The organism is Luteimonas flava, assembly GCF_036584485.1.
Classification (GTDB): Bacteria; Pseudomonadota; Gammaproteobacteria; order Xanthomonadales; family Xanthomonadaceae; genus Luteimonas; species Luteimonas flava.
Window position 1 is genome coordinate 623,958 of sequence record NZ_JAZHBM010000003.1, and the last position, 13,344, is coordinate 637,301.

Below are 13,344 nucleotides of genomic sequence, written 5' to 3' on the forward strand. Positions count from 1 at the left end.
TCCGCGGCTGCCGGGTTTCCGGCGCGCCGACCGTGTCAGTGGCGGGCAATGGAGCCGCGGGTCATCCCACGGCGCCGACCAGACGCAGACGCTTGTCTTCGGGAACCTCGGCGTAGGCGAGTACGGACAGCGACGGAACGCTGTGCCGCACCAGCCGCGCCACCGAGGCGCGGACCCCACCGGGAACGAGCAGCACGGCGGGTTCTCCGCGGCTCTCCTGGCGGGTGACGCACTCGCTCAAGTTCTGATGCAGACGCTCGGCGAGTCCCGGTTCGAGCGCTGCGCCCTGGCCGTTGACCGAGTCCTGCAATACCCGTTCCAGCTGCGGCGCCAGGGTGTAGACGGGGAACTCCTCGGCCATGCCGTTGAGTTCCTGCACGATGAAACGGCCCAGCGCCACGCGCACCGCGGCGGTGAGCTGCGCCGGGTCCTGCGTGTGCACGCCGTGCTCGAGCAGGGTTTCGACGATCTGGCGGATCTGCCGCACCGGCACACGATCGGCCAGCAGCGACTGCAGTACCTTCACCACCACCGACAGCGGCAGCAGCTTCGGCGTCAGGTCTTCGACGAGCTTCGGCGTCGCCTTCGACAGCGTGGACAGCAGCTGCTGCACTTCGTCGTGGCCCAGCAGTTCGGCGCTGCGCTCGCGTACCAGATGCGAGAGATGCGTCGCGACGACCGTGGCCGCGTCGACGACGGTGTAGCCGAGCGATTCGGCATGCGCGCGCTGGCTCGGCAGGATCCACGTCGCGTCGAGACCGAAGGCCGGGTCCTTGCCGGGAATGCCATCGAGCGGGCCGAACACGCGGCCCGGATCGAGCGCGAGTTCGCGGTCGGGATGGACCTCGCCGCCGGCGACCGGCACGCCGTGCACCATCACGCGGTACGCGCCGGGTGCCAGTTCGAGGTTGTCGCGCACGTGCACGGCGGGAATCAGGAAACCGATGTCCTGGGTGAGCTTGCGGCGCACGCCTTTGAGGCGCGCCAGCAGCTCGCCGCCCTGGGCCTTGTCTACCAGGGCGATCAGTTTGTAGCCGACTTCCAGCGCCAGCGGCTCGACCGGGCGGATCTCGTCCCAGCTCAGTTCGGCCAGTGGCGAGGCGGCAGTGGTCGCGGCGACGGCCTCGGCCTCGCGCTTGGCCTGCGCTTCGGCTTCGGGCGCGCCGCGCAGCTTCCACGCGACGAACCCGAGGATGCCGGCCAGGATCAGGAACGGCAGGTTCGGCATGCCCGGGATGATGCCGATCAGGCCCATCAGCACGGCCGCGACGGTGAGCGCGCGCTGGTGGCCGAAGACCTGCTTCGACACCGCCTCGCCCATCTCCTGCTCGCCGGTCGAGCGGGTGACGAGCATCGCGACCGCGGTGGCGACCAGCAGCGCCGGCAGCTGCGCGACCAGGCCGTCGCCGATGGTGAGCAGCGTGTAGGTGCGCATGGCTTCGCCGAAGCTCATGTCGTGCGAGAGCACGCCGATCAGCACGCCGCCGACCATGTTGATGACCAGGATCAGGATGCCGGCGATTGCATCGCCGCGGACGAACTTCGAGGCGCCGTCCATCGAGCCGTAGAAGTCGGCTTCGTCGCGGACTTCCTGACGGCGCAGCTTGGCTTCCTCGCGGGTCAGCACGCCGGCGTTGAGGTCGGCGTCGATCGCCATCTGCTTGCCGGGCAACGCGTCGAGGATGAAGCGCGCCGAGACTTCCGAGATGCGGCCTGCGCCCTTGGTGACGACGACGAAGTTCACGATGGTCAGGATCGCGAACACGATGATGCCGACCGCGAAGCTGCCGCCGATCACGAAGTGGGCGAAGGACTCGATGACCTTGCCGGCCGCGCCCGGGCCCTCGTGGCCGTGCAGCAGCACCACGCGGGTGGAGGCGACGTTGAGCGCCAGACGCAGCAGCGTGACCAGCAGCAGCACGCTGGGAAAGATCGAGAAGTCCAGCGGCTTGCGCACGTAGACAACGGCCAGCATCACCACCAGCGACAGCGCGATGTTGATGGTGAACAGCGCGTCCAGCACCGGCGGCGCCAGCGGAATGATGATCATCGCCAGCAGCGCCAGCACGACGACCGGCGCCGCGGCACCGGCCTTGATCGCGCCGAACGCGCCGCCGACGGAGACCCGTCCCGGTTGTGCGCTCATCGCGCCGGTCCGTTGACGCCGTTGCCGGCCGTCGGGTCGTAATCGACCGCGCCTTCGGGACCGGCGTCGAGCTCGGCCAGCGACGGCATCGGCCCACGGCCGGGCGCCCAGGCGCGGAGCTGGTACACATAGGACAGCACTTGTGCGACGGCGGCGTAGAGCTTCACCGGGATTTCCTGATCGACCTGTGCCTGCCTGTACAAGGACCGTGCCAGCGGCGGGGCCTCGACGATCGCGATGCGGTGCTGGTCGGCGATCGCGCGGATCGCCAGCGCCAGTTCGTCGACGCCCTTGGCCACGACGACCGGTGCGCGCATGTCGCCGTCGGCCTTGTACTTCAGCGCGACCGCGTAGTGGGTCGGGTTGACCAGGATCACGTCGGCCTGCGGCACGGCGTCCATCATCCGCCCGCGCGACATCTGCGCCTGCACCTGGCGCACGCGCGCCTTGAGTTCGGGATTGCCTTCGCTTTCCTTGTACTCGTCGCGGATTTCCTGCTTGGTCATCTTCAACTTGTTGCGGTACTGGATGTGCTGCCAGGGCACGTCGATCAGCGCCAGCACGCCCAGCGCGCCGACCATCGCCAGCAGGGCGTTCATCGCGGTGTCGATGCCGCCCGCGACCGACTGCTCCAGCGACGCCAGCGGCATCGACAGCAACGACGAGAACGCGTGGTAGACCATCAGCATGCCGACGCCGCCGATCAGGATCACGCGCAGCAGCGAGCGCACGAGTTCGGCGGCGCCTTCCTTGCCGTAGATGCGGCCCAGGCCGGTCTTGGGATTGAGGCGCTTGAAGTCGGGCTGTAGCGACTGCCCGGCGAAGCGCAGGCTGCCCATCGCCGCCGGCGCGATCGCGCAGGCCAGCAGCGCGGCGACGAACAGCGGCGTCATCGCCAGCAGCAGCTGCCCGAACAGGCCGGCCGCGTGCGGCAGCAGACGATCCTGGGTGCCCAGCATCGACGCATCGATGGTCAGCGCGCCGCGCATCCAGTCCATGCTGGTCGCGCCGATGCTGCCGGCGGTCGCCTTGAGCGCCAGCACCGCGCAGCCGAGCACGGCCACGTTGGCCAGCTCGCGCGAACGCGGCACGTTGCCTTTTTCCCGCGCTTCCCGAAGCCGTTTTTCGGTGGGAAGTTCGGTCTTGTCCTCCTGGTCCGTCTCGCTCATCGCCCGGGCCTCAGCCGATCAAGCCGCGCGCGGCGAGGAAGGCCTGGTCGAACAGCGCCTGCACCGGCGCCAGCAGCTGGCGCATCAGCAGCATCAGCAGGATCAGACCGGTGAGCAGCGAGACCGGCAGACCGATCGCCATCGGATTGAGCTGCGCCGCGGCGCGCGACAGCACGCCGAACGCGATGTTGACCGACAGGAGCGCCATCACCACCGGCAGGGCCAGCAGCACACCGGCGCGCAGCGCGGTCGCGAAGAACGCGGGCACCGCCGACAGCAGCGCCTGCAGATCCGGCAACGCCTGGCCGATCGGCAGGCTTGCGTAGCTGTCGTGCAGCAGCCCGATCAGCGCCAGATGCCCGTCGAGGGTGAAGAACAGCAGCGAGAAGACGAGAAAGAACCACTGCGACAGCACCGGCGACGACGCACCGCTGAGCGGATCGGCCATGGTCGCGAACGACAGGCCCATGCCCTGCGACACCAGTTCACCGGCGAGCTGCCCGGCCTCGAAGGCCATGCGCAGCACCAGCCCGATCGCGATGCCGATCGTGAACTCGCGCAGCACGCCGAGCACCGTCGCCGAATCCACCGCCATCGGCGGTGGCGCCGGCAGCACCGTGCTCATCGTCGCCGCCAGCGCGATCACCAGAATCAGCCGCGCCCGCACCGGCATCGTCCGCCCGCCGATCGCCGGCAACACCTGCAACGCCGCGCCGATGCGGATCGCATGCCACAGCACGGCCGCGAGCATCGCGAACATGTCGACGCCGGTCGAGGTGGTGAGGGTGACGGTGTCCATTGCGGGTCGAGCGGTCCGGGCGATCGCGGCGGGAGGGCCGTGATGGCGGGATGCAGGATTTGTGCCGGGGTGCGTGCCGGCTTCACGCTGCTGGAATTTAGCTGTGGCTTGGCTTTGGCTTTTGATTCAACACCTCTCCCTTCGGGAGAGGTCGACGCGCATGGCGCGTCGGGTGAGGGCAAGTGCTCGCAGGCGTGTTGCCAACCTCATAAGCGTTCCGCGCTCGGCGGTGCTCGGCAGATTTGCAAGATCAAATGCTTTCGTCCGCTGACGCGGCCGAGTTCATTTCTTTTGGTTGGCCCCAAAAGAAACGGAACCAAAGAAAAGCGCCTCCCCGACACGTCCACAGCCCGCGGCTTGTAGCGCACCGGGATTTTCCGACTCGGCATCCTGCCTCGGTCGGAAAACGCCGCCCATCCATGGGCAGCGCCCTCCGGGTGTGCTCGCGCAGCTGGCCGTCTGTGTCCATGGAGAAGCAGAAGCGGCTTCACTGCGAAGTGGGCGTGGGCTCTGGTTGCAGCACATGACACCAGGCTCGCGCCCGTGCGTTTGATCTTCGAACCATCAATCGCAGATCAGCGCCTCACCCGATCAGATGCGGAATCCGATGGAACAACTCCGTCGTGAACGCCACCATCCGGCCCATCAGGAAATGTCCGACTAGCGCGAATGTCGCCACCAGCGTGATCGCCTTGAGCACGAACGCGATCGTCGGCTCGTTGATCTGCGTGGCCGCCTGCAGGATGCCGACGATCACGCCGATCGCCAGCACTGCGACCAGCGGCGGGCCGCCGAGGACCAGCGCCATCTGCATCCCGCGGGAGATTTCGGTGAGGGCGGTTTCCGGGGTCATGGCATCAGACCGCGTTGAAGCTGGCGGCGAGCGAGCCGACGACCAGCACCCAGCCGTCGACCAGCACGAACAGCAGGATCTTGAACGGGGCCGAGATCAGCATCGGCGACATCATCATCATGCCCATCGACATCAGCACGCTGGCGACGACGAGATCGATGATCACGAACGGGATGAAGATCAGGAACGCGATCTCGAACGCGGTCTTGAGTTCGCTGGTCAGGAACGACGCGGCGAGTACGCCGAAGGGAACGTCCTGCGGGCTCGCGTAGGGGCCGCTGTTGGACAGGCCGGCGAACGTCATCAGATCGGTTTCGCGCACCTGCGCCAGCATGAAGCCGCGGAACGGGTCGCTGGCCGCGGCCCAGGCGCTGCGGAAATCCAGGGTGCCGTCGAGATAGGGCGCGATGCCCGCGCTCCACGCGGCGTCGAACACCGGCGTCATCACCATGAAGGTGAGGAACAGCGCCAGCGCCAGCAGCACCTGGTTGCTCGGCGTCTGGCCGGTGCCCAGTGCCTGCCGCAGCAGGCCCAGCACGATGATGATGCGGGTGAAGGCGGTCATGCCCAGCAGCGCGGCCGGCAGCAGGGTGATGCCGGTCATCAGCGCCAGCACCTGCAGCGGCATGCTGACGGTCTCGCCGCCGACCTGGCCGACGGTCACCGCCGGCATCGACTGCGTGGCGAGATCGGCGAAGCCGGGCGCGCCGCTGTCGGGAATCGCGGGCGCGGCGATCGGTGCCGGCACGGGCGACGGCGCGGTCTGCGCGAGCGCACTGCCGGCGAACGGCAGCAGCGCGGCGAGCAATAGCGTGGCGATGCGGATGCGGAACGTGGAGCAGCTGGTCACGGCTTCTTCTTTCCGAACTGTTGGGCGAGCACCTGGGCGAAGACCGGCGTCGGCTTCGCGTCGGGCACCGGCAGGGGCGTGTCGAGCGTGTGCAGCACGCGGGTGCCGGTCGCGCCGGTGCCCACGAGCAACTGGGTGTCGCCGACGGCGACCACCACCACGCGTTCGCGCGGGCCGAGCGACAGCGAACCGAGCACGCGGAGCGCCGGATTGCTGGCGCCGCCGATGCCCGGCATGCGCCGGGCGAACCAGCCCAGCGCCACGATCAGGCCCACGACGAGGACCAGTGCAAGGACCGCGCCACCGATGCTGCCGGCGCTGCTGGCCGGGGCGGCGGACGTGGCGCTGCCGGGAAGCGCGACCTGCGCGGTCTTCTCCGTCGACGGACGGCCGAGCGGCTGCGCGACGGCGGGCGCGGCAGGGCCGGGCATGTCGACGACGAAGGCATCGACGCCGAATGCGGTCGCGGGTGCTGCGGGCGTTTCGACGGCCGCATCGGCTGCGGACGCACCGCCGATCGCGACCGGTGCCTGCGCCGCGGCGAGCGTGGCGTGGGCGGCGAGGGTGCTGGTCATCGCGGTCACTTCAGGCGCTTGATGCGCTCGGCCGGACTGACCACGTCGGTCAGGCGCACGCCGAAGCGGTCGTTGACGACGACGACTTCGCCGTGCGCGATCAGCGTGCCGTTGACGTAGACGTCGAGCGGCTCGCCGGCCGCACGTTCCAGTTCGACCACGGCGCCCGGGGTGAGCTGCAGCAGGTTGCGGATCGGCATGCGGGTGCGGCCGACCTCGAGCGAAAGCTGCACCGGCACGTCGAGGATGACGTCGAGATTCAGATCGCCCGCGGGCGCGGCAGCGGCCTCGGCGGTCAGCGGATCGAACGCGGCGGTGGTGGCGGTGTCGGTGCTCATGGGGTCGCGGCCTGGAACTCGTGGGAATCGTTGGACGGGATCACCTGCGGAAACTTCAGCTGGGTGACCTTCAATGCGTTGAAGCCGTTGTGGGTGCCGAACTCGCCTTCGAACATCGGCGTCGACTCGACCTCCATCTGCACGGGGCGTGCCAGCTCGATCGGGATCACGTCGCCGACTTTCAGTCGCGACAGCTCACGCAGGCTGATCTGGCGGTGCGCCAGCGACACGCTGCACTCCAGCGCGGCGGCTTCGACGCCCGCGCGCAGGTGCCGCGCCCAGGTCTCGTCGGAATCGCTGCGCTGGCGACGCGGACCGGTGGCCTCGAGGTGGTCGCGCAGTGGTTCGAGCATCTTGTAGGGCAGGGCGACGTGCAGATCGCCGCCGCCGCCGTCGAGCGCGATGCTGAAACGGCTGATGACGATGTGGTCACGCGGATCGATCAGTTCGACCTGCAGCGGATTGCTCTCGGTGGCGGTGTGGGCGAATTCCAGCGCCTGCACGGGCAGCCAGGCGGTCGTCATGTCGGCGAACACCTGGCGCAGCATCAGCTGCACGATGCGCTGCTCGGTCGGCGTGAACTCGCGCTCGGCGACCTTGGCCGGGAAGCGCCCGCCGCCGCCGAAGAAGTTGTCGACCACGGTGAACACCAGCCGCGGCTCGAACACCACCAGCGCGTTGCCGCGCAGCGGCCGCGCCTGGATCACGTTGAGGTTCGCCGGCTGCGGCAGCGAGTGCATGTACTCGTCGAAGCGCACCACGTCGACGCCGCGGATCGTGAGTTCGCACGAGCGCCGCAGCAGGTTGAACAGGCCGACCTTGAAGGCCAGCGCGAAGCGTTCGTTGACCGCGTCCAGGCCCGGCAGGCGGCCCCGCACCACGCGGCCCTGGCGGGCGAAATCGTAGGGGCGCACTTCGCCCGGCGCGGCGGGCGCGTCGGTGCCCACCGCGCCGCTGTCGACGCCGTGCAGCAGCGCGTCGATCTCGTCCTGCGACAGCAGCTCGTTGCTCATCACTGCACGACCAGACTGGTGAAGATGACGGCCTCGGCCTTGTCCGGCTGGCCTTCCTCGCGCAGCAGCTTGCGCACTTCGGCCAGGCCCTGCTCCTGCAGGCGTTCCTTGCCGCTGCGCTGGCCGAGCTGCGCGGCGGTCTGCTGGCCGAACAGCAGCAGCAGACGGTTGCGGATCGCCGGCGCCTGCGCCTCGATGGCCGCGTGCGTCTTGGCATCGCGCGTCATCACTTGCACGTCGGCCTGCAGGAAGCGCGTGGCGTCGGCATCGGCGAGATTGACGACGAAGGAGGGATCGAGCGCGAAGTAGGTCGCCGCGGCCTTGGCCGGGGTCGCCGCAGCCGCCGCCTCGCCTTCGGGCGCATGCGCCGGCGCGTTGTGCTGGGTCCACCACCAGCCACCGCCGGCGCCACCGGCCAGCAGCACGACCGCGCCGATGATCAGCGGCAGCTTGCTCTTCTTCTTGGGGGCGGACGGTTGGGCAGGGGCAGCGGACACGGGGCGACTCCGGGGATGGATACCCACCGGATGCAAGGCGTGTGCCGGGGTGTTGGCGATGGGGTGTCGAGGCCTGTGCCGGAAAGTCGACAGGAATGACGTCTGTCGCAGATCTCGCCCGGATCAGCGACCCGCGATCCGATTGATTGCCCCTATCCCCACCTTCCCCCGCAAGCGGGGGAAGGGGTTGCCGTCTGCGATCACAGGAAACGCGAGCCCTCCCCCGCGATGCGGGGGAGGGTTGGGTGGGGGCAAATCGTCAGTCCGTGCGATCACGCATCGGGCGATACGTCTCAGGCGTACTCGTCCAGCAGCCCGCGATTCTGCAGCACCGGCGCAGGCGTCGATGTCGCGACGTTCGCGCTCGCGCCCTCATCGCCGAAGCCGGTACCGCCGAAGCCCGAGGCAGTCTGCCCCTGCGACTGCGGTGCGTTCTGCTGCCGCTGGCCGACATCGGCCTGGCCCAGCTGCAGGCCATGTTGACCGAGCATCTCGCGCAGTTTCGGCAGCGTGGCTTCCAGCGCGTGGCGCACATCGGCGTTGGCACTGGCGAATTCGGCCGACACGCGGGTGCCGTCGAGCTGGATCTTCAGATCGATGCGGCCCAGGTGCTCGGGATTGAGGCGGATTTCGGCATGGCCGAGTTTCTGCTCCGCGGCCCAGGCCACGCGGGCGCCGAGGGCGTCGTCGAAACCGGCGTCGGGATCGGCGGGCATCTGCACCGGCGGCATCACCGTCGACGGCGCGCTCGGGCCGCGGCTCGACCCGTGCACGGCGAGCGGCACGCCGGGCGGCAGCGACTCGAGACCCTCGATCGCGACGGCGTCGTCGCGATCGACCTCCTGCGATGCGGCCAGCGCGATCTGCGCGGCCGTCGCAGCGGCGATCGGTGCAGCGACGGCCGCGGTTTCGGCCGCGCGCGGCATCGCCGGCAGTTCGGACACCAGCGACGCCAGGTCGATCGCACCTGCAGCTGCGTCTGCGCCCGCATCGGGCATCGCGCCGGGCGCTGGGATCGTGACCGGCATTGCCTGTGCGGGCAGCGGAACCAGTGCGGGGGCTGCGGGCGTGCGCATACCGGCGAGCAGATCGGCGGCGTCGGTTGCAGGCGTCGGCGCAGCGGGCGCGGTCGGCGGCGCGAGCCCCGACAGCAGCGCGAACATCTGCTGCGACAGCGCGTCGTCGGGCGATGCGGTGACGGCGGTGTCGCGCTCGCCGGCCGCCGGCAGTGTCGGCAGCAGCGCGGCGGCGTCGGCGGACAACGTGCGCAACGCGGGATCGATCGCCGCGCCCTCCGCCGGCACGACCAGACGCGTATCGAGCCGCGCTTCGATCGGCGTCGCGTGTCGCGTCGTCGGCACACCGGGTTGCACGAGCGGCGACGGGCCGCCGGCGGTCAGCATCGGGTTCATGGGGGCATTCGGGTCGACGGGAACGGGGCGCGTGGTCGGCGCATCACCGCCCATCTGCAGGGCGGCTGCGAGATCGGCCGCGACGCGTGCGAAATCGGTGCCGATCGCGTCCGGCGCGACGCCGGTACGTGCGGGCGTTGCAGTCGCGGCGACCGCCGGTGTCGCGGCGAAGAGATGCAGGGGCGACGAGCCGTTCATGCCACGTCCTCCGCGGTTGCGGCGTTGCGCGGACGGCGGCCGCCGATCTCGTCGAGCTCGCGCTGGGCCTTGGCCTGTTCGACCTTGGCTTCCTGCGCGCGATAACTGTCGGCGAGTTTTTCCAGCACCAGCGTTTCGCGGCTGGCGAGCATCAGGCGCGCGCGTTCGACGTCACTGACCTGGCGGCTGTGGTCGACGATGCCGGCCTGTTGCACGACCGCGGCATTGAGCCTCTCGCGGAACGCCATGCGGTTGACCAGCAGTGCCGGCGAGATGCTGACCGAGCCGGGCGACGCGGCGTATTCGTCGGCGTAGCGGCGCAGCGCTTCGAGACGGTCCTGCTGCTCGCGCACCACTTTCTCGCGCTCGGCGACGCGGCGCGCGGCCTCGTCCTGGCGCTGTTGCACCACCTTGATCAGCGGGTCGAGTCGTTGCGAACGCATGGTGATCAGGTCCCGTGGGTCGGGTTGAGCGGAAAGGGTTGACCGGCGGCGTCGTCGAGCAGGCGCGCGAGTGCGTCGCGGCTGGCCGGCACGTCGGCGGACTCGCGCACGTCCTGGCCGAGGAAATGCTGGATCGCGGGCCAGCGCTGCAGGGCTTCGTCGACGACCGGATCGCTGCCGCGCTGGTAGGCACCGATCGCAATGAGATCGCGCTGCGCGCCGTGCGCCGCCATCAGGCGCTTGAGCTTGCGGATGCGCTCGCGCCACGGTGCGTCGGTGATGTCCTGCATCACGCGGCTGACCGATTGTTCGATGTCGATCGCCGGGTACTGGCCGGACTCGGCGATGCGACGCGTCAGCACGATGTGGCCGTCGAGGATCGCGCGCGAGGCGTCGGCGATCGGTTCCTGCTGGTCGTCGCCCTCGGTGAGCACTGTGTAGAACGCGGTGATCGAACCGTGCCCATCGGCGCCCATGCCGGCGCGTTCGACGAGGGCAGGCAACTTGGCGAACACGCTCGGCGGATAGCCGCGCGTGGTCGGCGGCTCGCCGACCGACAGGCCGATCTCACGCTGCGCCTGGGCGAATCGCGTCAGCGAATCCATCAGCAGCAGCACGTCGAGACCCTGGTCGCGATACCACTCGGCGATCGCGGTCGCGCGCAACGCACCGTGCAGGCGCGCGAGCGGCGGCCGGTCGGCGGGTGCGGCGACGACGACGGCGCGGCGCAGGCCTTCCTCGCCGAGTGTGGCCTCGACGAAATCGCGCACTTCGCGGCCACGTTCGCCGATCAGGCCGACGACGATGACGTCGGCCTGGGTGAAGCGGGTCATCATGCCCAGCAGCGTGGATTTACCGACGCCCGAGCCGGCGAACAGGCCGACGCGCTGGCCGCGACCGATCGGCAGCATCGCGTTGATCGCGCGCACGCCGACGTCGAGCGACTCCTCGATCGGCTGGCGCGACAGCGGATTGATCGGCGTGCCGGCGAGCGACACGTAGCTCTCGGCGCGGATCGGACCCTTGCCGTCCAGCGGTTCGCCATCGTTGTCGATGACGCGGCCGAGCAGGCCTTCGCCGACCGCGACCTCGCCCTTGCGCCGCGTGCTGAGCACGCGCGCATTCGGCAGCAGGCCCTGCAGATCGCCGGTGGGCATCAGGAAGGTGCGGTCGCCGGAGAAACCGACGACTTCGGTATCGACCCAGCGGTCGCCGGACGTGGCGACGCGGCAGCGCGAACCCAGCGGCGCCGTGCAACCGGAGGCTTCGAGCGTCAGCCCGACCGCGCGACGCAGCACGCCTTCGCGCACCAGGCCGCGATGTTCGACATCGGGCGCCGCGCCGCGCAGCCGTTCGGCCAGGCGCAGACTGCGCGCGCCGTGCCAGCCGGCGAGCGTGTCGTCGTGCGCGGCGATCGCCGTCGCCTGCATCGCCGGGCTCATCATCATGGCGCGTCGCCTTCGTCGGCCTGCAGCGTGTCGAGCACCGCCTGCATGCGCGCAGCGACGGTGCCGTCGATGCGCACGCCTTCGCTGTGCAGACGCAGTTCGCCGCGGCCGAGCGACGGATCCGGCGTCACGCGCACGCCGGCGAGACCGGACAGATGCGGCGCGAGCACGTTGAAGTCATCGGGCTGCAGACGCAGTTCGATCTCGCGCGTGGCGCTGCCGACCGCGTCGAGCGCTTCGCGCACCAGATCGGCGAGCAGGGTGGGATCGGCGGCATAGGCGCGACCGACCAGCGCGCCGGCGATGCGCACGGCGAGGTCCGACAGCGCATCGGTGACTTCGCCGTCCAGCCGCGCGAGCGGACGGGTGAAGCCGTCGAGCACGCCCTGCAGCTGCGCGATGCGGCGTTGGATTTCCGCTTCGCCCGCAGCGAGACCGGCGGCATAACCGGCGGCGTGGCCGTCCTGCTGCGCGGCTTCGCGCAGCGCTTCGATCTCGGCGGCGGTCGGCGGGCGCGGCACGTCGGCGGCGCGCGGCACGGCGCGCGGCGCTTCGCCGAAGCCCGGCGCGATCCAGCGCTCGGCGTTGTCCATGTTGATCGCGACGGCGTTCAGACGAAGTCCTCCGAACGGGTCTGCAGCGTGATGTCACCGGACTCGGCCATCTTGCGCACCTGCGCGAGGATTTCCTTCTGCGCGGCTTCCACTTCGGCCAGGCGCACCGGGCCGCGCGACTCCATGTCGTCGATCAGGATCTCGGCCGCACGCTGCGACATGTTGCCGGTGACCTTGGTGCGCACGCGCGGATCGGCGCCGCGCAGCGCGAGCGCCAGCGTGTCGGACGACACCTCGCGCAGGATCGCCTGCATCGTGCGGTCTTCCATCGTCGCCAGATTGTCGAAGGTGAACATCAGATCGCGGATCTCGTCGCCCAGCGCGCCGTCGGCCTCGCTGATCGACTGCAGCAGCGCTTCGTCGCTGCCCGCGTCCATGAAGTTGAGAATGCTGGCCGCGACCTTGGCGCCGCCGACGACCGCGGGCTTCGCGGTCTGGGTGCCGGAGAACTGGCGCGCCATCACGTCGTTGAGTTCGGTGAGTGCGTGCGCGGGAATGGTGTCGAGCGTGGCCACGCGCATCAGCACGTCGCCGCGCAGCGCTTCGGGCAGGCACTTGAGCACTTCGGCGCCCTGGTCGCCGTCGAGATGCGCGAGCACGATGGCGATGATCTGCGGATGCTCGTGACGCACGAGATCGGCGATCGCTTTGGGTTCCATCCACTTCAGCGCGTCGAGGCCGGGCGTGTTCTGGCCGGTCAGGATGCGGTCGATGACGCCGCTGGCGCGTTCTTCGCCGAGTGCCTGCATCAGCACCGCGCGCACGTATTCGTCGGCGCCGTCGCCGATCTTGGCCGGTTGGGTGATGACGTCGGCGAACTCGCCGATCACGCGCTCGACGGTGCGGTGCGAGATGTCGCCGACGGTCGCCATCGCCACGCCGAGTTTCTGCACGTCCTTGGCGTCCATGTGGCGCAGGACTTCGGCGGCCTGCGCCTCGCCCAGCGAGAGCAGCACGACGGCGGCGCGCTGGGTGCCGCTCAGGGAGTC

14 protein-coding genes are annotated in these 13,344 nt (G+C 69.8%); all 14 read right to left on the reverse strand.

Going from position 1 to position 13,344, the window contains the following annotated elements; all coding sequences use genetic code 11:
• Nucleotides 1-61 precede the first annotated feature (61 nt).
• A complete protein-coding gene (gene flhA, locus V3391_RS15220) occupies nt 62-2,146 on the reverse strand; it encodes a flagellar biosynthesis protein FlhA (RefSeq protein WP_332079281.1) in 2,085 nt (694 codons plus the stop codon).
• Nucleotides 2,143-3,315, reverse strand: a complete 1,173-nt coding sequence (flhB, locus tag V3391_RS15225; RefSeq protein ID WP_332079282.1) for a flagellar biosynthesis protein FlhB — start codon at nt 3,313-3,315, stop codon at nt 2,143-2,145. The genes flhA and flhB overlap by 4 nt, the downstream gene beginning before the upstream one ends.
• A 10-nt stretch (nt 3,316-3,325) precedes the next feature.
• Nucleotides 3,326-4,114, reverse strand: a complete 789-nt coding sequence (fliR, locus tag V3391_RS15230) for a flagellar biosynthetic protein FliR (protein ID WP_332079283.1) — start codon at nt 4,112-4,114, stop codon at nt 3,326-3,328.
• Nucleotides 4,115-4,697: 583 nt separating this feature from the next.
• The gene (locus V3391_RS15235) at nt 4,698-4,967 is read right to left on the reverse strand and encodes a flagellar biosynthetic protein FliQ (RefSeq protein WP_332079284.1); all 270 of its coding nucleotides are present in this window, start codon (nt 4,965-4,967) and stop codon (nt 4,698-4,700) included.
• Nucleotides 4,968-4,971: 4 nt separating this feature from the next.
• Nucleotides 4,972-5,793 carry a flagellar type III secretion system pore protein FliP gene (fliP, locus tag V3391_RS15240; RefSeq protein ID WP_425497297.1) on the reverse strand — a complete coding sequence of 274 codons (822 nt, stop codon included), beginning with the start codon at nt 5,791-5,793 and terminating at the stop codon, nt 4,972-4,974.
• 20 nt (nt 5,794-5,813) lie between these two features.
• The gene (fliO, locus tag V3391_RS15245) at nt 5,814-6,392 is read right to left on the reverse strand and encodes a flagellar biosynthetic protein FliO (protein WP_332079285.1); all 579 of its coding nucleotides are present in this window, start codon (nt 6,390-6,392) and stop codon (nt 5,814-5,816) included.
• A gap of 5 nt (nt 6,393-6,397) precedes the next feature.
• Nucleotides 6,398-6,730 carry a flagellar motor switch protein FliN gene (gene fliN, locus V3391_RS15250; protein ID WP_232134092.1) on the reverse strand — a complete coding sequence of 111 codons (333 nt, stop codon included), beginning with the start codon at nt 6,728-6,730 and terminating at the stop codon, nt 6,398-6,400.
• Nucleotides 6,727-7,743: a flagellar motor switch protein FliM gene (gene fliM / locus V3391_RS15255; RefSeq protein WP_425497271.1), complete on the reverse strand. Its 1,017-nt coding sequence runs from the start codon at nt 7,741-7,743 to the stop codon at nt 6,727-6,729. Before fliM ends, fliN begins: the two co-directional genes overlap by 4 nt.
• Complete coding sequence (locus tag V3391_RS15260) at nt 7,743-8,240, reverse strand: flagellar basal body-associated FliL family protein (RefSeq protein ID WP_332079287.1); 498 nt, start codon at nt 8,238-8,240, stop codon at nt 7,743-7,745. Before V3391_RS15260 ends, fliM begins: the two co-directional genes overlap by 1 nt.
• 293 nt (nt 8,241-8,533) lie before the next feature.
• On the reverse strand, nt 8,534-9,850 hold the full coding sequence (locus tag V3391_RS15265) for a flagellar hook-length control protein FliK (RefSeq protein ID WP_332079289.1): 1,317 nt from the start codon (nt 9,848-9,850) through the stop codon (nt 8,534-8,536).
• Nucleotides 9,847-10,293 carry a flagellar export protein FliJ gene (fliJ, locus tag V3391_RS15270; protein WP_232134097.1) on the reverse strand — a complete coding sequence of 149 codons (447 nt, stop codon included), beginning with the start codon at nt 10,291-10,293 and terminating at the stop codon, nt 9,847-9,849. The genes V3391_RS15265 and fliJ overlap by 4 nt, the downstream gene beginning before the upstream one ends.
• A 5-nt stretch (nt 10,294-10,298) precedes the next feature.
• Entirely contained in the window at nt 10,299-11,735 is a 1,437-nt protein-coding gene (fliI, locus tag V3391_RS15275) for a flagellar protein export ATPase FliI (protein WP_425497298.1), read from the reverse strand.
• A 2-nt stretch (nt 11,736-11,737) separates the two neighbouring features.
• The gene (locus V3391_RS15280) at nt 11,738-12,334 is read right to left on the reverse strand and encodes a FliH/SctL family protein (RefSeq protein WP_332079290.1); all 597 of its coding nucleotides are present in this window, start codon (nt 12,332-12,334) and stop codon (nt 11,738-11,740) included.
• Nucleotides 12,335-12,351: 17 nt separating this feature from the next.
• On the reverse strand, nt 12,352-13,338 hold the full coding sequence (fliG, locus tag V3391_RS15285) for a flagellar motor switch protein FliG (RefSeq protein ID WP_332079704.1): 987 nt from the start codon (nt 13,336-13,338) through the stop codon (nt 12,352-12,354).
• Between the last annotated feature and the right edge of the window lie 6 nt (nt 13,339-13,344).